The organism is Streptomyces olivochromogenes (assembly GCF_001514115.1).
In the GTDB taxonomy this organism is placed as follows: domain Bacteria; phylum Actinomycetota; class Actinomycetes; order Streptomycetales; family Streptomycetaceae; genus Streptomyces; species Streptomyces olivochromogenes.
Genome location: NZ_KQ948460.1, coordinates 99,194 through 120,120 on the forward strand (window position 1 = coordinate 99,194; position 20,927 = coordinate 120,120).

The following is a 20,927-nucleotide window of genomic DNA, read 5'->3' on the forward strand; positions in this document are numbered from 1 at the left end:
CCATCCCAGGCCGACAACTCTGCCCGCGATGCTAGCCGTTAACCCGGAGTCTCCCTCAGGTACGCCGCGTTTCCTCGCGCTCTCCGCATTTACTCACGTCGTACGAAGCTCTTTGCGCCGTACGAACTTCAGTCCCGACCAGTCCTCCCCCAGCGCGGCCACCTTCACGTCGACCACCCCGAGCGGCAGGAAGATCTCGCGCAGGGCGTTCTCGGTGATGTCGCTGCGGTGCCCGGCCGCCTTGCGTGGCCAGGCGATCCAGAGCATCGCGTGATCGTCGAGACCCCCCACCAGGGCGGGAGCCTCGGCGACCAGTTCTCCCAGGGACCGGTGGAAGACGACGGCGACATCGACCCCCGCGGACCCTTCGCCCCCATCGCCCCCTTCACCCCCATCGCTCCCATCGCCTCCGGACACGGCACACCCCTCCGGCAGTCCGGGGATCTCCCACCCCTCGGGCCGGTGCACCAGCCGCACCCGCTGCCCGGCCTTGACGCCGATCTTCTTGGCGAGCGGCGTACCGGAGTACCCACCGCCGGCCGTACGGGACGTACGCACACCGGACCCCTTCCCGCCCCTGCTTCCACCGCGGTCAGGGGCGAACCTGCTCGGGAACCTACTCGGCGCGGGGGCCACGACACGGCGTGCGCGCCCGGAGTCCCGTCAACTCTCACCGACTCTTGTCGACTCTTACCGAGTCCTGTCGGCCCTTACCGAGTCCTGTCCCCCCTTAGCGGACGCACCCCCCTCGGGCCGCTCGACCTCGATCGCGGCGAACATCTTCCGCAGCGCCGCTTCGAGGTCGTCGACGCACTCGGGCCTCACCGTGGCACGCACCATCAGAACAGCCATGTCGGCATCTCCTTCTCGTCCCTGTCACACCTGTCACACCTGTCACACCGCTACCGGGCCACGTGGGTGGCGCCATCTCCCTGACGCGCCCGGAGGCGGAGGTGTGACGGGGACGAAGAAGGAAATCCCCGGCCGGTCAGGCGTTGGGGTCGAACGAGATGCCCGCCGGCATGGCCTTCGTGAGGTGGGCGGCGAAGTTGGCGTCCTTGAGGCCGAAGTTGGCGCTGCCGAAGTCGTAGGCGCTCAGCTTGTCGCGCAGACCCGCCGGGTAGCCGTTCCAGCCGACCAGGGCCGGGTACCGCCAGGTGTGGTAGCCGTTCTCCGGCGGCTCGTCGCCCGAGTTCGCGAGCCGGAAGTCATGGGTGCTCAGACCGTCCTTGTGATAGACGATCTTGGGGTGCGTGCCGTCCCACAGGACCTGGTCGGCGCTGTAGACGTTGAAGTCGCCGTGCGCGGACGTGGAGACGTACTTGGCCTGGTTGTTCTGCACCCAGACCGCCACGTGCTCCCAGTCGTGGCGGTGCCCGCCGATCGTGGCCTGGTCCTTCTCGAAGTAGAGGCCGTAGAGGATCACGCACCAGCCGTTGTTGCACTTCTCGCGCGAGTAGCCGTTGGTGTTGTCGAGGTCCGAGGTGTCGTGGCACTCGCCGCTGGGTGAACCCGAGGGCTTGAGGCCGCCGTTGATGGTTCCGTCGGGGCCGATGGCGGGCGTGGGGTAGCAGCCGTCCGTGTCGTAGTCGTACGCCGGCTGCCAGGTCTTCTCCAAGTCGTCCGCGTGGGCGGGCAGGGCCGTGGGCGGGGCGGCGAGCGCGCTGCCGGGGAAGGCGACGACCAGCGCGACGGCGCTGCCGAGGATGAGAGAGGCCCTGCGTACGCGCGAGCTCTTCTGCACTGCGTCCTCCTGAGGGACCGCGAGGGGGGGGTGAGGCAAGCGGTTTCTTTGGCATGCCCGGATCACCCTCACCTGACTCGTTGAGCGCTCAAGCGGTGCAGAGTGTCCCGCGGATGAAGGATCAACCAACAAAGGGAGCGCGGGAGTTGGCGCCTATAGAGGGGACGCGGGAGTCGACGCCCACAAAGGGGACGTGGGAGTCGGCGCCGACAAAGGGGACGTGGGAGTCGGCGCCGATCATGACAGACGCCTCGGTCGACACCTCTGGACAGACACCCCGGCCGGCATCACGGACATCCGCGCGTTCGGCCGCCGGTCCCTCGGGACGGCGCTCGCCGCCAACGGCCCTCATCGCCGTAGCCCTCATCGCGCTGTTCCGAACCACACCGGGGCGGGCCGGAGAACCGGCCCGCCCCGAGTCCCCCACCCTCCCCTTCACCCGCTCAACTCACCCGCTCAACCCCGCGGCCAGGGACGCCCGTCGAGACGCTCGATGTCGCGGTTGAAACGGCTGAGATAGGCGGCGAACTCGGCCACGTCCTCGGGATCCCAGTCGGTCATGATCTTCTCGAGACCGTCCAGGTTCTCGGCGCGGTGGGCGTCCAGCCGGCGCTTCCCCTCCGCGGTGATGGCGAACTTGCGGGCGATACCCCCCTCGGGGTCGGGCATGCGCTCGACGACCCCGGCCCGCAGCATCGCGGCGGTCTGCCGGTTGAGGGTGGACGCGTCCAGGCCGAAGGCCTCTCTGAGCTCACCGATGGACATCGGGCCTTGCACCTGAATGCGGCTGAGCAGGACGTACGCACTGCGGTCCAGCCGCTCCTCACTCGTCCCGCGCCCCCGCGGGTTGAGCATGTGCATGTGGCGCCCGAGCAGCATGGTCTCGAATTCCAGCAGGTCAAGTCGCTTGTCCACGCGAGGCATCCTTCGGCTCCTGGCTCGCTTCCCCTACAGGAAAGTTACCTCCCGCCAGGTATACCACCGCGATGTGTAGGATGCATTAGACGTGCATGATGCACATCGCATGCAGCATGCAACTCGTGTGCGCCTTGCCCACGACTCACCGCGATCCGGGTGATCCGGAGACGCGGCAGGCCCGCGGTCACGGTAGGCCCGCGGGCGCGGTAGGCCCGTGGTCACGGCAGGCCCGGATCCCCAGCAGGCCCGGATGCGCAGCACAGCAACAAGCCCGGAAAGAGCAACAGGGAGTACCCGTGGACAGTTCCCAGCCCGCAGCCCGCTCCGGCGGTGTTGTCGGCATCCTCGCCTTCAGCGGCATCGTGGCCGCGATCACCCAGACACTGGTGGTGCCACTGATCGGGAAACTCCCGACCCTCTTCGACACCACCGCCTCGAACGCCTCCTGGGTCGTCACCGCCACGCTGCTCGCGGCGGCCGTGATCACCCCCGTCGCCGGCCGCCTCGGTGACATGTACGGCAAGAAGCGCATGCTTCTGGCCTCCCTGGTCCCGCTGATCCTGGGCTCCGTGGTCTGCGCCCTGTCCTCCTCGGTCGTCCCGATGATCGCCGGACGCGGTCTGCAGGGCCTCGGCATGGGCGTGGTGCCCCTCGGCATCAGCCTGCTGCGGGACGTCGTACCGGCGGAGAAGCTCGGCTCGTCCATCGCGTTGATGAGCGCGTCCATGGGTGTGGGCGGCGCGCTCGGCCTGCCGTTCTCCGCGGCGATCGCCGAGAACGCCAGCTGGCGCGTGCTGTTCTGGGTCGTCGCCGCGCTGACCCTCGCGGTCGCCACGCTGATCTGGTTCTTCGTGCCCGCGGGCCGCGAGAACACCGCCTCGGGCAGCTTCGACCTGCTCGGCGCGATCGGTCTGGGCATCGCCCTGGTCTGCCTGCTCCTCGGCGTCTCCAAGGGCGCGGACTGGGGCTGGGGCAGCGGCACCACGCTCGGCCTGCTCGCCGCCGCGATCGTCCTGCTGCTGGCCTGGGGCTGGTGGGAGCTGCGCAGCGCCGAGCCGCTGGTCGACCTGCGGGTGACCGCGCGTCCGCAGGTGCTGATGACGAACGCCGCCTCGATCCTGGTCGGCTTCGCGATGTACTCCCAGTCCCTCGTGATCCCCCAGCTGCTGCAGCTGCCCAAGGAGACCGGCTACGGCCTCGGCGAGTCGATGCTGGCCATGGGCCTGTGGATGGCCCCGGCCGGACTCATGATGATGATCATTTCCCCGATCGGCGCCAAGCTCTCCGCCGCCAAGGGCCCCCGGATCACCCTGACCGTCGGCGCCCTGGTCATCGCCCTCGGCTACGGCATCTCCCTGCCGCTCATCGGAAACGGCTCCGCCTTGGGCCTGCTCGCCGTGACCATCGTCTGCAGCACGGGCGTCGGTTTCGCCTACGGTGCGATGCCCGCGCTCATCATGGGCGCGGTGCCCCAGTCGGAGACCGCCTCGGCCAACAGCTTCAACACGCTGATGCGCTCGATCGGCAGCTCCGTCTCGGCCGCCGTGATGGCCGTGGTCCTGGCCCAGATGACCACGAAGTTCGGCCCGGTCTCCCTGCCGTCCGAAAGCGGCTTCCGTGTCGCCATGCTGATCGGCTCCTGCGTCGGCATCGCCGCCGCGATCGTCGCCTTCCTCATCCCGGTCCGCCCCACGGCCACCCGGCCGCAGGCCGAACCCACCCAGGACACGGCCCCCGAGGCGGTCGAGGCAAAGGCCTGACCCTCGCAGAACCAGAACCAGAACCAGAACCAGGAGCAGAAGCAGAAGCAGAAGCAGTGAAACCGCAGGTCGGATTCCCGACCTGCGGTTTTTCGTTTCCCCAGGTCAGGGCCTTGGGACGTCCCCGAGCGTCCCTGGGACGCCGGTAGGTCTGGCGCCCCGCCGACCTCCGATCCGACAGTCGTGATCGCTCCGGGAAAGTCCCGGTTCAGGAAGGATCACGGTGAGACGTCGGGTGTGCCCTGCGGGCACCTGCGAACGGACGTACGCGCGGCCGCACGCCGCTCTGCGACCGGGGGTGCACGGCTATCGAGGGTTCAGGCTGACGCACACGGGACCCCAGCGACGGCTGGTCATCCCGCGGGGAACGGTGTCCTTGGTGATCGGCTTCGGACCGGGACCGGAGCCGGACGGACCGAGGGACGGGGCCGGGGACGGGGCGAGGAGCGGGCCGATGGGCGGCCATGGCGGCGAGCACGTCCGTGCCACCACCTCCCTGGCGACCGGTCTGCACACGCGGGCCCGGCACTTCGCGCGCCAAGGAGCCTTGCACGGCGTCGAGATCACCCTCGCGCCCTGGGTCGCGCACCAGATCTTCGACGCGTCCATGAGCGATCTGGCGGACACCGTGGTCGACCCCGTCGACGTACTCGGTCCCGGTTTCCGGGAGCTGACGGAAGCCCTCCAGGCCGCCCCCGACTGGCCGGCCCGTTTCGCGCTGGTGGACTCGGCGCTGGTGCGGTGGACCCGGTCCGCGCACCTCGGGCGGTCTCCGGCGGGCGAGCTGCTGGGCGCCTGGGACTTACTGGTCCGCTCCGCGGGGACCATCGCCGTACGGGATCTGGCGGCGGCCACCGGCTGGAGTCAGCGACACCTGGAGAGCCTGTTCCGCGAGCAGTTCGGCCTCACCCCCAAACGGCTCGCGCGGATCATCCGGTTACGCCGCGCGCTGCGGCTGCTCATCACCGGCACCACCCCCGCCGACACCGCGTACGCCTGCGGCTTCTCCGACCAGGCCCACCTCACCAACGAGTTCACCGCCCTGGTCGGCATGCCGCCGCGCCGTTTCCTGGCCGCACGTGGCACCGAAGGGCTGCCGAGTCACTGGGTGGCGGGGTGAGCGTCTCCGCGTTTTTCTTCAATCCCCGCGCCCCCGCCCCTTGCGAGGGTTGACCTGCGCGGCCCGGCCGGGTCGCGCCGCGGGACTTCCGTGGACGACCGACTCGAAGGAACGACCTGATGAAGAAGGCTCTGGCCACCCTGGCCATCGCGGGTGCCGCCGCCACGTCCGTGCTCGCGCTCGCGCCGGCCGCGTCGGCCGACTCGTGCGCGCGGACCAGCCTCAACACCGGATACCGCTCGTACTGGAACACCGCCTACAAGTCGTCCACCAGCGGCTGCCACGACCTCAACGTCGTCATGGCCAGTGCCCCCGGTGGTGATTCGGGCGACTACTACGCCGGCATGTACGTCAACTCGTCCGGCAACTGGACCTTCGGCTCGCGCGGGTACGTGTGGATCCCGAACGGGACGTACGCGGTCGACAAGTACGTCCTGGTGAGCGACCTCTCGGGTGGCCGGGAGTTCGGCGTGGCCGCCTACAACAACATCGGTGGCGCGGTGACGATCGCGCACTGACGTCAGCCGCTCGTCCCTCTCGTGCCCGGCCGCCCGTACGGCAGCCGGGCACGGAAGCACCCACCCCGGTTCCGGAGGTACGCCGACCATGTCCCGCCCCGACCCTCACGTGCGCGCCGCCCGTTGGCCGGCCCCGGTACTGTTCCTGGGACTCGCGCTGGCCGCGCTGAGCGCCTGCGCGAGCGGCCAGGACAGCCGGTCTCCCTCGTCCCCGACCGCACCCGTGTCCGGGCACTCCGCCCCGGCGGCTCAGCGCGTCGCCGTGACACGCACGATGCCGACGGACATCACCGACCTGGTGCTGCCCGTGACGGGCGCGGACACCCGGTGGGCCCAGGGCCTCGACGCGCTCGGCCGACTGGCCGCCGACAAGGCGACCCGCCAGTGCCTCGCGTCCCACGACGCGACGATGCCGCCTCAGCCGCCCGTCAGCTTCCTCCGCTACTCCGCCGTCCCCGACCTGGACTTCATAGCCCGGCACGGCTTCAACGGCGTTCCCGTCCCCGACGGCGCCGCCGCGACCCCCACGGAGGGCTCTCCGGCCACCGCGGCGCCCTCGGGACCCGACTCCGCGCAGCGCACGTGCCTGACCCGGGGCTCGGCCGTCGGCAACGACTTCCGGACGTCGTACCTGCGACTGCAGACGCACTGGTGGCAGGAGGTCGCCTCCCTGAACTCCACTCCCGAAGTGAGGTCCGCGTTCGGCGAGTTCGGGCACTGCCTGGCAGGACACAGGACGCCGGCCAAGGACGAGAGTGCCTTCTTCGACCTCGTCGACCGGCGTCTGCAGGCCGGGGACACGGACCGTTCCCTGGGAGCCCTGTACGCCACCTGCATGAAACCGGTCGAGGACACCCGCGAACCGCTCCGCGAACGCCTCAGGGACAAGTTCCGCGAGGAACACCGCGGGGAGGTCGAGAAGGTACGTACGACACTGCCGCGCACCGTCCGGGACCTGGAGCGGCGGTACGACATCCGCATCTCCTTCCCTGCCCCCTGAGAGAACCTCACCCCTGGGGAGTGCCGGGCACCGGCATGTGACGGGTGCACTCGCGGGCACCGCCGTTCGGCTGCGTCCCACAGGCCCACGCGGTCATCCTCCCCGTGACGGCGACCATCGGTGAGTAGACGTCGTTGCCCCAGTGCACGGGCGTGGCGAAGCTGTCGCCCGCCGAGTTGTCCGCGTCGACGATCGCGCTCTTGCTGGCGTACGTGATGCGTCCCCAGGCGGCGGCACAGGCCTTGCTGTAACGGAGTTCGATGACGATGTCCTTGTTCCTGGTCAGCGTCAGCGTCTGCCCGTCCAGGCCGCAGTGCGTGGCCGCCGGGTCCTTGCCACCGCAGCCCGCCGCCCTGCACTGCGGGGTCGGCGGCTGCGCGGACCCGGTCGCGGCGGCGGCCTTGGACGCGGCGGGGGCATCGTGGGAGTCCCCGCCGGTGGCGAGTACCGCGGCAACGGACACCGCGGCGCCGAGGAGGCAGGCCGCGCCCACGAACAACAGCCGACGACGGCCGGCCAACCGCTGCCGAAGAGTCGCGGGGGTGTCGGCCTTCGCGGCAGTGCCGCCTCCTGCTCCGTGCGCCGGCTCCCCCGGTTCCCCGGCACCGTTCGCCGACTCCCCAACACCGCCCTCATCGGCACCGGTCGCGTCGGCACCGGTCGCGTCGGCACCGGTCGCGTCGGCACCGGTCGCGTCGGCACCGGTCGCGTCGGCACCGGTCGCGTCGGCGCGAGCCTCGTCGGCCCGCTCCCACAGGGCCAGCAGCGGCTCGGGCTCCAGTTCCAGGGCCGCGGCCAGGCTTTCGACAGCCGCACGCGGAGGGAACTGCTTGCCGTTGACCCAGCGCTCCCAGGAGGACTTCGCATAGTGCGTACGCGCACCCAACCTGGCATAGCTGAGTCCTGAGGCCTGCTTGACCGCGAGCAGTTCCGCACGCAGCGCTTCGACCGGGTCTTCCGGCGCCTGCCCCTGAGAGAAATGCCCGAAGGCCATCGTCCCCCGCCCCACTCCATAGGCAGAGCCCGCACACGGACGAGGGCACGGTGAAACCGCGGCACCAAGAAACAAGCCCCCCGCCCCCAGTCCCCGGTGCTCCACGGTTCCTGAGAATCGCGCGAAGCATATCGCACAGAGGTTCGCCATAAATGCCCTTCTGTCGGGCGACACGCCGACCCCGCGACGTCAGACTCCCCGGGCCACCCGCTCCATGCCTCCTATGCCGAATCCGAGACAGCGGTAGGACAGGAACAGGCACAGAGCGGTGAGCGCGAGGGCTGCCAGCACGCCGCCCGACCACCGGAGCCCGGCCGCGACCTCACGCGACAGGCCCACACCCGCCGACAGTAAGCCGAGGTTGCCGGTGCCCATGACGAGCTGCCGGTGCCCACGACGAGCAGCGCCCCCACTGCGCGACGGCGAACGGTCCTCGTTCTTTCGGCCGAGGCCGGGGCTCGCAACCGGCCGTTGGGCCGAGGCGGCGGGGGCGGGCGCGGGAGGAGGCTCTGAGGGCAGCAGCCGGTAGGGACCGGCCACAACGCGAACCGAGGAGCACCCCCATGAAGCGCATCGTCATTGCCCTGGCCGTGGCCGCAGTACTGGCCGGAGGCGTCGTGGTGGCATGGAGCGTGTTCGACAACTCCTCGGTCGCCACCGCGAGCGGAGCGGATCACACGGTGCCGCGCACCGAGGTCGAGAAGCTGGCCAAGGAGAACTACGCCATCCCCTTCGTCCAGGACGGGCCGCAGTCCGTGAGCTGCCCGCGGGGGCTGCGCCCGAAGATGGACGACACCGTGGAGTGCACCGCCGTCTTCAAGGGCGAGAGCAAGACGATGCTGATCTCCGTGACCGGAGTGAAGGGCGACAGGGTGAGCTTCGACTACGGCCTGTCGAAGTAGAACAAGGTCGAAGCAGCACGAGGGTCGAAACAGATCAAGGTCGAAGCAGCACAAGTGGGAGACCGGGGAGCGGCGTGGCGCGGGGACCGGATCAGCGGTCGCCGACCACGCCGCAGCGCCATGCCCAGGCGGCGATCTCCACACGGTTCCGCAGCTTCAACTTGGCCTGGATGCTCGCCATATGACTCTTGACCGTGGAGAGCGAGACGAAGAGCTCCTCGCAGATCTCCTGGTTGGTCCGCCCGTCGGCGACCAGCCTGACCACATCGAGTTCCCGTCCCGTCAACGGACTTGAGGACACCTCCGCCCGGGCGGCAGCGGGCCGCTGCTCGCCGATCCGCTCCAGCAGCCGTACGGTCACGGCAGGCGAGACCAGCGCGTCGCCGCGCGACGCCGCGCGTACGGCCTCCACCAGCAGCCCGGGGCCCGCGTCCTTCAGCAGGAACCCGCAGGCACCGCCGTGCAGCGCCCCGTAGACGTAGTCGTCCTGGTCGAAGGTGGTCACGACCACCACGCGCAACGGGTCGACGGCCTTCGGGCCCGCGAGCAGCCGGGTCACCTCGAGGCCGTCGAGTTTCGGCATCCGGATGTCGACGACGCACACGTCGGGGCGCAGCTTCCTGGCCAGTTCCACGCACTGCGCACCGTCGGCCGCCTCGCCGACGACCTCGATGTCGGGTTGGGTCTGGAGAATCAGCCGGAAGCCGGTGCGCACCATTTCCTGGTCGTCGGCTATCAGGACCCGGATACGTCTCGCTGAACCACTGGCTCCACTGGCTCCACTGGACCCGCTGGCGTCGGTCATGCGGGGGATCCTGTCACAGCGCCGCGCAGGGGGAACTCCGCCGTCAGTCTCCAACCCCCGTCCTCGGCCCGGCTCGCGTGCAGAGTTCCGCCGACGGCCTCCGTACGCTCGGTCAGCCCGACGAGGCCGAGACCACCACGTCCGCCGAGAGGTTCGGCGTTCGGCGCCGTCTGCCGCGGCGACGGCGCGTTGTGCACCTCCACCCGAAGCCGCCGGGTCCCCGCCCCCGCGTCGCTGCCCGACAGGCCGACCCGCACGGAGACGGACGGTGAACCCGACGCGTGACGGCGTACGTTCGTCAGCCCCTCGCGCACGACGTTCCGTACGGAGGTCTCCACCTCGGGGGCGGGCCGCGCCTGCCGGGCCTCGGCCGCGACCTGGAGGGTGGCGGGGGCGTCGCGTTCGGCGAACGCGGCGACCAGTTCGCCCAGTTCGGCGAAGAGATCCCCAGGACGTACCGCCCGTGCGTCGTCCTCGCGCAGCACACGGACCAGCTTGCGCATCGACTGCAGCGTCTCGGACCCGGCCTGCTCGATGCTGCGCAGCAGCGGGTCCACCTGCTCGGGCGCGATCTCGCGGATCGCACGGGCGGCCTGGGCCTGGACGACGATGCCCGTGACGTGGTGGGCGACGAAGTCGTGCAGTTCGCGGGCGAGTTCGAGGCGTTCGCTCTGGCGGACGTCGGCGACCGCGCGCCTTCTGCGCTCGTCGAGGCTGCGCAGATAGCAGCCGAGGCCGACGGCGCCGCCCGTGGGGAAGGTCAGGAGGAAGGAGAAGACGACGCCGCCCTCGTCCAGCCGCATCGGTGCCGCGATCACGGCGACGCCGAGTGCGGCGCTGAGCGTGGCGGCCGGCCAAGGCCGCGGTATGTCCTTCGCCGCGCGTACCAGCAGGAGCAGCAGGCACAGCGTCTCCAGCAGGCCCCAGCCGGCGAACGTCGGCGTCACGGCCGTGAGAAGGGCCAGCGTCGTCACCCAGGACGCGAGCACCGCGGCACCCGCGCCCCAGGTCAGCGCCGGAGGCCTGCCAGGCAGCAGCAGCGCGACGGCCGCCACGAGGCCCGGGACCGCCCTCCACCACACGCCGTTCCCTTCGAGCCCGGCAGTGCCTTCGATGCCGAACGCGTCGAGCAGCCACAGCAGCGCCATGACCATCGTCAGCGCGGTGAGGGCGGTGCGGCGGGACAGCCGGGAAAGGGGCGCCTGATCGTCTCGGTCTCGGTCTCGGTCTCGCACAACTGGCAGCGTAGGGGCGGCCCTCGCCGTACGGCCTCGGCCGAAAGGACGACGCGGCCGGGTCGAACCGGTCGGTCGGCCGAGGCGAAGCACCTTGCCCGGGACCGATGTTGGAGTACATGAACCCCACCTCCTCAACTCCACCCGTGCTGAACGGCATCGGGCTGTCCAAGTCCTTCGGATCCACCCGCGCGCTCGACGCGGTGGACATCGCCGTCGGCGCGGGCGAGTCCGTGGCCGTCATGGGCCCCTCGGGGTCGGGCAAGTCGACGCTGCTGCACTGCCTCGCGAACATCGAGCGCCCGGACAACGGCCAAGTGCTGCTGGGCGGTGAGCGCATAGACCAGTTGCGCGAGCCGGACCGCAGCGAGCTGCGCCGTACCCGCTTCGGTTTCGTCTTCCAGTTCGGACAGTTGCTGCCCGAACTGCCGGCGGTGGAGAACGTGGCCCTCCCGCTGATGCTCGGCGGGATGACCCGCCGCGAGGCGGAGCGGCAAGCGCGCGAATGGTTCGTACCGCTGGGCCTGGAGGGCAAGGAGGACAACCGCCCCGGCGAACTGTCCGGCGGCCAGGCCCAGCGGGTGGCCATCGCGCGGGCGCTGGTCGCGGGCGCCCAGGTCGTCTTCGCCGACGAACCGACGGGCGCCCTCGACCAGACGACGGGGCAGGACGTGATCCGGATGCTGGTGGAGGTGACCAGGGCGCAGAACGCCGCGCTGGTCGTGGTCACCCACGACCAGTCGGTCGCCCACTGGAGCGACCGCACGGTGCAGGTACGGGACGGGCGGATCGTACGAGAGACGGGCACGTCCGTCGCCGGCTCCGTCGGCGCCGGTACCGCCGGAGTCACGCGATGAGGACGACGAGAACGATGAGGCCGACAAGAACGATGCGGCCGGCGCGGACTCTGGACCGTACGACCTGGACCCTGACCTGGCGGCTGCTGCGAGGCGGTGGGCGGCACGGCCATCTCGGCGTGGGGCTCTCCGTCGCCGCCTCGGCACTCTGCACCACGCTGCTGTTCCTGTGCGTCGGTGCCAACCTCGGTTTCGGCGAACGCGCCGCGCACACCGACTGGCGCACCCCCGCCACGGCCGAACTCTCGCGCGCCGTAGCCCTACAGGCAGTAGGCACCACCTTCATCAACGGCGAGCCCGTGACCGTCATCGACATCGCCGTACTGCCGGGCAAGCAAGCCAAGGCACCCGCTCCTCCCGGCATGCCGCGCTTCCCCGAGCCCGGCGAGGTGTGGACCTCACCGGCACTCGGCAATCTGCCGGGCAGGGCCACCACCACGGGCACGCTCGGCCGCGCCGCACTGGCCAGGCCCCGCGAGAAGGTGGCAGTCGTCGGATACCGGGCCGACGACCCGGCGATGACGACGAAGCGCGGCACCGACCCACGCCGCCCGGGCGACATCGCGACCCCCACGCCCGTCGCGGACTTCACGGGAAGGCGCACGACGGACGGCATCGCCTCCCAATACCAGGACCTGACGAAGCTCGCCACGCTCCTGGTGATCGTGCCGCTGCTGGTGCTCGGCGCCTCGTCCGCCCGGCTGTCCGTCTCGCGCCGCGACTCGCGGCTGGCCATGCTGCGGTTGGTGGGTGCCGCGCCGGGGCGGATCGCGGGGCTGGCGGCGGCCGAGGCGGCGCTGACCGGTGCGGCCGGGGCCCTCGTGGGCGCGCTGGGCTACGCGACACTGTTGCCACTGGTGGCCAAGGTGCCCGTGGCGGGCGGCAGTTGGTATGCCTCCGACCTGTGGGTGGGCGCGCCCGTGCTGCTCGCCGTGCTCGCCGGCGTGGTGCTGATGGTGACGGTCAGCGCGCTGGCCGGGCTGCGGCAGGTGGTCGTGGGCCCGCTCGGGGTCGTACGCCGATCCCGCGCTCCCCGCATCAAAGCCGTACGCGCGCTGCTGTTCGTCGCCGTGCTGATCGGCTACTGGCAGATCAGCAAGGACAAGGGGGCCGACATCAACACGGTGGTGTACTGCTGCGCCGCTGTCTTCGCCGCGCTGTCCGTCATCGGCCCCTGGGTGGTCGGCGTGCTCGGCGGTCTCGTCGCCGGTCTGGCACGGCGCCCTACGACGCTCCTGGCGGGGCGCCGACTGCTCGACGACCCCAAGTCGGTGTGGCGTGCGGTGTCCGGGCTGACGCTGGCGGGCTTCGTGGCCGGTTTCTTCGCACTGTTCAGCATCGCCGGTGGCTCGCCCTGGAGCAGTCCCGACCAACTCTCGCTGTCCGTACCGAAGGAGCGGGTCGCCGCCGTACGGCAACAGGCCGACGCCCGCCTGAAGCGCGCGCACATCGACGCCACCGTCGGCACGAACACCGACTGGGTCGCCACCGGCACAGGTACCGGCTCCGAACGCCAGGTCACCGCGACCATCACGGACCCGGCCCGCCTCGACGCGGCACGCGCCGCGCTCAGCGGCCTCGTACCCGGCCAGTACCCGATCACCGGCACGGACATCGACTGGCAGTCACGGCAGTTCGACCACGACTTCCACCTCTCGACGCTGGCCGTGCTCGGCGCGAGCTTCACCATCGCCATCGCCTCGACGGGCATCACGGCCGCCTCGTCCGTCCTGGACCGCCGCCGCGCCTACGGCCTGCTGCATCTGGCGGGCACCCCCCTGCGGGTCCTGGACGCGGCCAGACGTACGGAGTCGGTGCTGCCCGGCGCGGTGCTCGCGGGCGGCGCGGTACTCATCGGCCTGTTCTGCGCGGCACCCCTGACATTCGCCGGCGGCACCCCGCACCTGGACGCCCGCGGCGTCACCCTCCTCGGCGCCTGCCTGGCCCTCGGCTTCGCCGGCCTGGCCGGCGCGAGCGCGGCAAGCCGCCCGCTGCTCCGCGAGGTGGTGAGAGACGCGGGCCCACGCCCGGACTGAAGCGTGACGAGCCGCCCCAGGAAGGAACAGAAAAAAAGCAAAAGCCCCAGGTCACGGCGAGTGAGAATCCTGGGGCTTCCACAGAGCCGCCTTCGGGATTCGAACCCGAGACCTACGCATTACGAGTGCGTTGCTCTGGCCATCTGAGCTAAGGCGGCGCGCTGTCCGCACTATGGTGCGATCAGCAACGTCGGTAAGTCTACACAGTTTCCAGGGGTGCTCCGTACACGCCCCGGGAGGACCGGTTCCGGGGCGTGCGGGAGGGCTATGCGCAGCGCTTTCCCTTCGCGGGAGGGGTGCCCTGGAGGAGGTAGCGGTCGATCGTGGAGTCGATGCAGACGCTACCGCGGCCGTACGCGGTGTGGCCGTCGCCGACGTAGGTGAGGAGGACGCCGGAGGAGAGCTGGGAGGCGAGGGACTTGGCCCAGGCGTAGGGGGTGGCCGGGTCCCGGGTGGTGCCGACCACGAGGATCGGGCCCGCGCCCTTCGCCTCGATGCGGTGCGGCTCGCCGGTGGGCCGCACGGGCCAGTACGCGCAGTTCAGGGAGGCCCAGGCCAGGCCGTCACCGAAGACCGGGGACGCCTTCTCGAAGCCGGGAAGACCCTTCTCCACCTCTTCGGGCGTGGAGAAGGCGGCCGGGAGGTCGAGGCAGTTCACGGCCGCGTTGGCGAACATGAGGTTCGCGTACTTGCCGTCGGCGTCGCGCTCGTAATAGCTGTCGGAGAGGGCGAGCAGGCCCGCGCCGTCCTTGTCCTTCATCGCCGCGGTGAGCGCCTGGCGCAGCTGCGGCCACGCCGCCTGGTCGTACATCGCCGCGATCACACCCGTGGTCGCGAGCGCCTCGCCGAGCTTGCGGCCATCCGCGTCGCCTGTCGGGATCGGCTTCGCGTCGAGCCGCTTGAAGAAGGCGCTGAGGTTCTTGCCGACCTGGTCCGGGCTCATGCCCGGGCCGCCCAGCGGGCAGTCGCTCTGGCGCACGCAGTCCTTCGCGAAGGACTGGAACGCCGTCTCGAAGCCCGCCGTCTGGTCCTGGTTGAGCTTGCGCGCGGACAGGGACGGGTCCATCGCGCCGTCCAGGACCATGCGGCCCACCCGTTCCGGGAACAGGCCCGCGTACGTCGCCCCGAGGAGCGTCCCGTACGACGCCCCCACGTAGTTCAGCTTCTGGTCGCCCAGGACCGCGCGCAGGATGTCCATGTCCCGGGCCGCCTCGACCGTGGACACGTGCCGCAGCAGGTTCGGCGAGTGCCGGCCGCAGCCCTCGGCGAACTTCTTGTACTCGTCGACCAGTTCACCCGTCTCCTTCTTGTCGTCGGGGGTGACGTCCGTCTCCGTGTACGTGTCCATCTGGGCGCCGGTGAGGCACTCGACGGGCTCGCTGCGGGCCACCCCGCGCGGGTCGACCGCGACCATGTCGTAGCGGGCGCGGACCTCCGCCGGGTAGCCGATCCCCGCGTACGACTGCAGGTAGCCCACCGCCGAGCCGCCCGGTCCGCCCGGGTTGACCAGCAGCGAGCCGATGCGCTTGCCGGGGCCGGTCGCCTTCTTGCGGGCCACGGCCAGCTTGACGTCGCCCGAGGCTGGTTTCGCGTAGTCGAGCGGCGCCTTCATCGTGGCGCACTCGAAGCCGGAGACGCCGCAGCTGCGCCAGGCCAGCTTCTGGTCGTAGTACGACGACAGTGTGGAGGGTGTGGCGCGGGGCAGTGCGGCCAGCACCGCGTCCGCCGACGTCGTGGCCGTCCTGGTCGAACTCCCCGTGGAGCAGGCGGAGACGAGCATTGTGGTGGCGGCGAGCAGCACGCCGCCCGCACGGACGGTACGCATCGCGCGGATCGCACCGCGGGGTCGGTTCGGCCGACGGGACCGGGGCGGCCGGGGGGTGCGCCTGAAGTACCTGGAGTACATCTCGCGAGCGTAACCCTGAGCGACACAATGATCACCAACAGTCGCACATGTGCCTCGTACGAGTGATGCCGTCAACACGGCGACTCAACTCCTGCTCCCCACACCTCGCCTCAGCTCCTCACTTCGGCCCCTCGGCACGGTCCCAGCTGTCGGCCGGTCGCGGCCGCTGTCGCTGTCCGCCGGTCACTGTCGACTGTCCGCCGGTCGCTGTCGGCCGTTCGCCGGTCGCTGTCGACTGTCCGCCGGTCGCTGTCGACTGTCCGCCGGTCGCTGTCGACTGTCCGCCGGTCGCTGTCAGCTGTTCGCCGGTCGCTGTCAGCCGTCCGCCGGTCGCTGTCGGCTCCGGGTCCTCGGCCCGACCGCGTCTTCGAGCCTCTCGGCTCAGCCCGCCCGCAGCGCCATCGTCATCGCCTCCACCGCCAGCAGCGGGGCCACATTGCGGTCCAGCGCCTCGCGGCATGCGGCGATCGCGTCGATCCGGCGGAGGGTCGCCTCCGGCGAGCCGCCGCGGGCGAGGCGCTCGAGTACATCCTCGGCCTCCGTGTTGGCGAGGGCCACCCGGGAGCCGAGCTGGAGGGCGAGAACGTCGCGGTAGAAGCCGGTGAGGTCGATGAGGGCCAGGTCCAGGCTGTCGCGCTGCGTACGCGTTCTCCGGCGCTTCTGCCGGTCCTCCAGCTCCTTCATGACGCCCGCGGTGCCACGCGGCATACGGCCGCCCTGCGACGCGCCGAGGGCCGCCTTCAGGTCTTCGGTCTCCTTGACGTCGACTTCCTCGGCGAGCTGCTTCGCGTCCTCCGAGGCCGTGTCGATCAGCTCCTGGGCCGCCTTGAGACAGCCGCCGATGTCGTCGACCCGCAGCGGGAGCTTGAGGACGGCGGCCCGGCGCTCACGGGCACGCTGGTCCGTGGCGAGACGGCGGGCGCGCCCGATGTGCCCCTGTGTCGCGCGGGCGGCGGCCGCCGCGACAGCGGGCTCGATGCCGTCACGGCGGACGAGGATGTCGGCGACCGCGTCCACCGGCGGGGTACGCAGGGTGAGCAGGCGGCAGCGGGAGCGGATGGTGGGCAGGACGTCCTCGATGGAGGGCGCGCAGAGCAGCCAGACCGTACGGGGAGCCGGTTCCTCGACGGCTTTCAGAAGGACGTTGCCCGCGCCCTCCGTGAGGCGGTCCGCGTCCTCCAGGACGATGACCTGCCAGCGGCCGGTAGCCGGGGACATCTGGGCGCGGCGGACCAGGTCGCGGGTCTCCTTCACACCGATGGAGAGGAGGTCGGTGCGGACGATCTGCACATCGGCGTGCGTCCCGATCAGGCTGGTGTGGCAGCCGTCGCAGAAGCCGCAGCCGGGGACTCCGCCCAGCGCGCGGTCGGGGCTCACGCACTGGAGCGCCGCCGCGAAGGCCCGCGCCGCGGTGGAACGCCCGGAGCCGGGCGGCCCGGTGAACAGCCAGGCGTGCGTCATCTTGGACGCCTCGGGGAGCGGGCTGTCCGCGGCGACCGCCGAGACGAGGGCGTCGGCGTCACGAGCGGCGGCGGCGAGCTGCTCGCTCACCTTGTCCTGGCCCACCAGGTCGTCCCATACCGGCACGGGGCACCGCCCTTTCGTCGCACTTTGCCTTGCCGCGTCCATTGTGCGGGTCGCCACTGACAGCGGGTCCCCGGACCTCAGCGGCGGCGGCGACCGCCCCGTCCCTCGCGCCCGTCGTCCTGCTCGTCGTCGTCACGCGGGCCCAGCAGTTCGTCCGCCAGGGTCGGGAGGTCGTCGAGCGGGGTCTCCTCCGCCCAGTCGGAACGGGGGCGGCGGCGCGGTGCGCCCTCGGCGTTGACCTGGGGCAGCTCGCGCGTACGGTCACCGGGCCTCTCGGACCGGGGCTCGGGCCGCTCGTCCCGGAAGAAGCCCGGAGGCACCCGGTTCGCGGGATCACCCGCACCGGCATCCGGGGCACCTCCACCCGCGCCCCCGTCGCGTAGCGGAGGAAGCACCGCCGTCTCGTCGGCCGCGCCCGGCGCGACCGGCGGCAGCACGGTGGTCTCGTCCGCGGCACCCGGAACCACCGGCGGGAGCACGGCCGTCTTCTCGGCCGCCGCCTCCGGGGGCACGGGCGGCTTCGGCAGCTTGGCCGTCTCCTCCGAGTCGGAGCGGAAACGCTCGCGGCTCTCTCCGGAGCGCACGGGCCGCAGCACCGTCGTCTCGTCCACCGAGCCGCCCGAGGCGCCCGAGGCGCTCGGGGGCGTCACGACCGGCGTGGGCACCGTCGTCTCGTTGTCGGCCACGGGACCCGCGGCCGCCGGCTCACCGGAACCCACAGGCGCCGAAGCGGAAGTGGGAGCCGCCGTAGGCGATGAAGCAGGAGCCGCGGTCGAAGCAGAAGCGGAGGCGGAAGCAGACGTCGAAGCCGCCGTGGCTGCGGCCGCCGCCGCTGCCGCTGCCGCCGTCTCCGTCGCGGCCCGTCGGGCCTCTTCCGCCCGCAGCAACGCCTCCTCGGCCTTGCGCTGCTTCTCCAGGCGGCGCTCCTCGGCCTCGGCCCTCAGCCGTGCCTGCTCCTCGGCCAGCCTGCGCAGCCGGTCCTGCTCGGCGGCCTGGGCCTGCTCCTGGGCGAGCAGCCGCGCCCGCTCCTCCTCGGCCCGGCGGCGGGCCTCCTCGGCGCGCTGTCGGGCCTCCTCCGCCTGGCGCTCGGCCTCGCGCCGCTGCGCCTCCTCCAGCTCGCGCTGCTTGCGCTCCTCTTCCTCCGCACGCAGCCGGGCGAGCTGTTCCTGGCGCTCGCGCTCCAGTCGCTCCTCCTCGGCCTTGCGGGCGGCCTCTTCCTCGGCCTTGCGCCGGGCCTCTTCCTCGGCCGCCTTGCGTGCCTCCTCCTGGGCCTTCACCTCGGCCTCGGAGAGGGGCAGCATCACGTCGAGCCGGTGCCGGACGACGGTGGTGACCGCCTCGGGCTCCTGGGCGGCGTCGACGACCAGGTACCGGCCCGGGTCGGCGGCGGCCAGCGTCAGGAAACCGGACCGCACGCGCGTGTGGAACTCCACCGGCTCCGACTCCAGCCGGTCGGGCGCCTCCGTGAAGCGCTCGCGCGCCGCCTCCGGGGAGACGTCGAGGAGCACCGTCAGATGCGGCACCAGTCCGTTGGTCGCCCATCGGTTGATGCGGGCGATCTCGGTCGGGGACAGGTCCCTGCCGGCCCCCTGGTAGGCCACCGACGAGTCGATGTAGCGGTCGGAGATGACGACGGCACCCCGCTCCAGCGCGGGCCGCACCACCGTGTCCACGTGCTCGGCGCGGTCGGCGGCGTACAGCAGCGCCTCCGCGCGGTGCGACAGACCCGCCGACGACACGTCCAGCAGGATCGACCGCAGCCGCTTGCCGACCGGCGTGGCGCCCGGCTCGCGGGTCACCACGACCTCGTGGCCCTTGCCACGGATCCACTCCGCGAGCGCTTCCGCCTGCGTCGACTTCCCGGCCCCGTCGCCGCCCTCCAGGGCGATGAAGAACCCGTTCGCGGTGGAATTCTGCGCCGGGTCGTCGCCGCCGCGCAGCGCGTCCAGCAGGTCGTGCCGCAGTGGCACTCCGGAGCGGTCGTCGACCTTGGCGAGCACCAGGGCGGCGACCGGCAGCAGCAGGGCGCCCACCAGCATCAGTGTGAAGGCGGCGCCTCCGTGCGCGAACACGAACTTGCCGTTCTCGAGCCGGTGCGGGCCGATCGCCGCGGCCACCACGGGCGCCAGCACAGCGCCGAGCGCCACGGAGACCCGTACGACCGCGTGCAGGTGTTCCGTCGTACGCGCCCGCCGGTACTCCTCGGTCTCCTGGTCGAGCAGGGCGTGCCCGGTGTTCGCGGCGACGCCCGCGCCGATGCCCGCGAGGCCGGCGATCAGCAGCACCGTGGTGACGTCCGGGACCAGACCGGCGGCCAGCAGCGCGATCCCGGTGAAGGCGATCGCCAGCGAGAGCAGCCTGCGCCGCGACAGCGACGGCAGCACGGAGGAGGCCGTCCGGATGCCGATGACGACACCCCCGGTCAGCACCAGCACCAGCAGGCCGTACGTGACCGGTCCGCCGCCCAGGTCCTTGGCCTGCAGCACGGAGACGGCGACAGCGGCCGCGATCGCCGCGGCGACGGCCGCGCAGGCGAGCACCAGGAGCGGGATCGCGCCGGTACGGCCGTTGTCGACGCCCGTGCCCGTCCTGGGGCGGCGCAGGCCCTCCAGGGGCGAGCGCGCGCGGGGGGTGCGGGTGTCGGGCAGTTCGAGGGCCGTGAGCACGGAGAGCGAGGCGGCGAACAGTCCTGCGGCGACGTACGAGGCGAGCGCCCCCTGGTGCTGGCCGAACCAGGCGATCCCGGCACCCAGCAGGTTGCTGACGAGTGACACCACGACGAGCGTGGCGGCCGCGATCGGCACCGCCACGAAGGCCGTACGCAGTGACAGGCGCCGCAGCGCGTCCAGGTGGTCCGGCAGCGGGCGCACGGTGGCGCCCTCCAGCGGCGGCGCGGGCAGCAGCGCGGGCGCCGCGCTCTCCCGGCACACCGTCCAGAAGCGCTCGGCGACGCCGGTCACGAAGGCGAGGACGAGGAGGACGGCGAGTGCGTTGTCCGGGGTCCAGTCGATCCACAGGGGCGCGAGGAGCATGAGCACGGCGCGCAGTCCGTCGGCTCCGACCATGGTCCAGCGCCGGTCGAGCGGCCCCTCCTGGGACGTCAGCGAGGTGAGCGGCCCGAGGAGTACGGCTCCGAAGAGCAGCGTGGCCAGAATGCGTGCCCCGAAGACGGCCGCCACGGCGAGGGCGACCCCGCGGTAGCCACCGCCGAAGGAACCCTCCGCGATCGCCGCCTGAAGGACGAGGATGACCAGCACGAGCAGGGCCAGGGCATCACCGACACCGCCCACCAGGTGGGCGCTCCACAACCGTTTCAGCTGAGGTCGGCGCAGCAGCGCGCGGACGGCGCGCTCGCGGGAATCCGCGACCAGGGCGTCGTCGGGGGCCGGAGTGTGGGCCGTTGGCTGCTCGGCTCGCGTCATCCTGCAAGCCTATCCGGCCCCACTGACTGCCCGTAGGGGTGCCCGAACATGTGGACGCCCCCACACCGAAAGGTGTAGGGGCGTCCACAACTGATTGCGGCAGAAGCCGCGACCTGACAGGGG

General features: G+C 71.5%; 18 protein-coding genes and 1 tRNA gene. 7 read left to right on the top strand and 12 right to left on the bottom strand.

Translation table 11 applies throughout. The annotated features are described in order from the left end of the window. Positions 1 to 93 precede the first annotated feature (93 nt). The 4 genes from AQJ27_RS26270 to AQJ27_RS26280 form a co-directional block, all read right to left on the bottom strand. Positions 94 to 558, bottom strand: a complete 465-nt coding sequence (locus AQJ27_RS26270; protein ID WP_067373777.1) for a DUF3052 family protein — start codon at positions 556 to 558, stop codon at positions 94 to 96. Positions 559 to 690: 132 nt separating this feature from the next. Further along, positions 691 to 852 carry a hypothetical protein gene (locus AQJ27_RS56470; RefSeq protein ID WP_159064396.1) on the bottom strand — a complete coding sequence of 54 codons (162 nt, stop codon included), beginning with the start codon at positions 850 to 852 and terminating at the stop codon, positions 691 to 693. 136 nt (positions 853 to 988) lie between these two features. Further along, a complete protein-coding gene (locus tag AQJ27_RS26275; RefSeq protein ID WP_067373781.1) occupies positions 989 to 1,744 on the bottom strand; it encodes an NPP1 family protein in 756 nt (251 codons plus the stop codon). A gap of 456 nt (positions 1,745 to 2,200) precedes the next feature. Beyond that, entirely contained in the window at positions 2,201 to 2,668 is a 468-nt protein-coding gene (locus AQJ27_RS26280; protein ID WP_067373784.1) for a MarR family winged helix-turn-helix transcriptional regulator, read from the bottom strand. Between the two features lie 290 nt (positions 2,669 to 2,958). Between AQJ27_RS26280 and AQJ27_RS26285 the strand changes: the two genes are divergently transcribed. The 4 genes from AQJ27_RS26285 (at position 2,959) to AQJ27_RS26300 (ending at position 7,060) form a co-directional block, all read left to right on the top strand. After that, positions 2,959 to 4,422, top strand: a complete 1,464-nt coding sequence (locus AQJ27_RS26285; protein ID WP_067373787.1) for an MFS transporter — start codon at positions 2,959 to 2,961, stop codon at positions 4,420 to 4,422. 454 nt (positions 4,423 to 4,876) lie between these two features. Then, positions 4,877 to 5,542 (top strand): helix-turn-helix domain-containing protein, encoded by a 666-nt coding sequence (locus tag AQJ27_RS26290; protein WP_079065262.1) that lies wholly within the window; start codon positions 4,877 to 4,879, stop codon positions 5,540 to 5,542. 119 nt (positions 5,543 to 5,661) lie between these two features. Next, positions 5,662 to 6,060, top strand: a complete 399-nt coding sequence (locus AQJ27_RS26295; RefSeq protein ID WP_067373793.1) for a hypothetical protein — start codon at positions 5,662 to 5,664, stop codon at positions 6,058 to 6,060. Positions 6,061 to 6,148: 88 nt separating this feature from the next. Then, complete coding sequence (locus AQJ27_RS26300; RefSeq protein ID WP_067373795.1) at positions 6,149 to 7,060, top strand: hypothetical protein; 912 nt, start codon at positions 6,149 to 6,151, stop codon at positions 7,058 to 7,060. Positions 7,061 to 7,067: 7 nt separating this feature from the next. Here AQJ27_RS26300 and AQJ27_RS26305 read toward each other — a convergent pair whose 3' ends face one another. Beyond that, entirely contained in the window at positions 7,068 to 8,054 is a 987-nt protein-coding gene (locus tag AQJ27_RS26305; RefSeq protein ID WP_067373798.1) for a DUF2690 domain-containing protein, read from the bottom strand. 189 nt (positions 8,055 to 8,243) lie between these two features. After that, on the bottom strand, positions 8,244 to 8,429 hold the full coding sequence (locus AQJ27_RS26310) for a hypothetical protein (RefSeq protein ID WP_067373801.1): 186 nt from the start codon (positions 8,427 to 8,429) through the stop codon (positions 8,244 to 8,246). Between the two features lie 188 nt (positions 8,430 to 8,617). Between AQJ27_RS26310 and AQJ27_RS26315 the strand changes: the two genes are divergently transcribed. Next, positions 8,618 to 8,956, top strand: coding sequence for a DUF4333 domain-containing protein (locus tag AQJ27_RS26315; RefSeq protein ID WP_060895061.1), 339 nt, complete (start codon positions 8,618 to 8,620; stop codon positions 8,954 to 8,956). Between the two features lie 91 nt (positions 8,957 to 9,047). Here the strand turns inward: AQJ27_RS26315 and AQJ27_RS26320 are convergent, their stop codons facing one another. After that, complete coding sequence (locus AQJ27_RS26320) at positions 9,048 to 9,761, bottom strand: response regulator (RefSeq protein ID WP_067373804.1); 714 nt, start codon at positions 9,759 to 9,761, stop codon at positions 9,048 to 9,050. Next, positions 9,758 to 10,996, bottom strand: coding sequence for a sensor histidine kinase (locus tag AQJ27_RS26325; RefSeq protein WP_235613630.1), 1,239 nt, complete (start codon positions 10,994 to 10,996; stop codon positions 9,758 to 9,760). Before AQJ27_RS26325 ends, AQJ27_RS26320 begins: the two co-directional genes overlap by 4 nt. Before the next feature lie 119 nt (positions 10,997 to 11,115). Here AQJ27_RS26325 and AQJ27_RS26330 point away from each other — a divergent pair, with 119 nt between their 5' ends. Together AQJ27_RS26330 and AQJ27_RS26335 are read left to right on the top strand one after the other, a co-directional pair. Further along, positions 11,116 to 11,853 (top strand): ABC transporter ATP-binding protein, encoded by a 738-nt coding sequence (locus AQJ27_RS26330; protein ID WP_067374366.1) that lies wholly within the window; start codon positions 11,116 to 11,118, stop codon positions 11,851 to 11,853. 14 nt (positions 11,854 to 11,867) lie between these two features. After that, complete coding sequence (locus AQJ27_RS26335; protein ID WP_235613629.1) at positions 11,868 to 13,889, top strand: ABC transporter permease; 2,022 nt, start codon at positions 11,868 to 11,870, stop codon at positions 13,887 to 13,889. Between the two features lie 84 nt (positions 13,890 to 13,973). Here AQJ27_RS26335 and AQJ27_RS26340 read toward each other — a convergent pair. From AQJ27_RS26340 to tmk, 4 genes are all read right to left on the bottom strand, one after another. Next, positions 13,974 to 14,047: transfer RNA gene (locus AQJ27_RS26340), tRNA-Thr, on the bottom strand. Between the two features lie 107 nt (positions 14,048 to 14,154). Beyond that, positions 14,155 to 15,714, bottom strand: coding sequence for an alpha/beta hydrolase (locus AQJ27_RS26345; RefSeq protein ID WP_201264353.1), 1,560 nt, complete (start codon positions 15,712 to 15,714; stop codon positions 14,155 to 14,157). 462 nt (positions 15,715 to 16,176) lie between these two features. Then, positions 16,177 to 17,382 carry a DNA polymerase III subunit delta' gene (locus tag AQJ27_RS26350; RefSeq protein WP_067373813.1) on the bottom strand — a complete coding sequence of 402 codons (1,206 nt, stop codon included), beginning with the start codon at positions 17,380 to 17,382 and terminating at the stop codon, positions 16,177 to 16,179. A gap of 77 nt (positions 17,383 to 17,459) precedes the next feature. Beyond that, on the bottom strand, positions 17,460 to 20,804 hold the full coding sequence (gene tmk / locus AQJ27_RS26355) for a dTMP kinase (protein ID WP_067373816.1): 3,345 nt from the start codon (positions 20,802 to 20,804) through the stop codon (positions 17,460 to 17,462). Between the last annotated feature and the right edge of the window lie 123 nt (positions 20,805 to 20,927).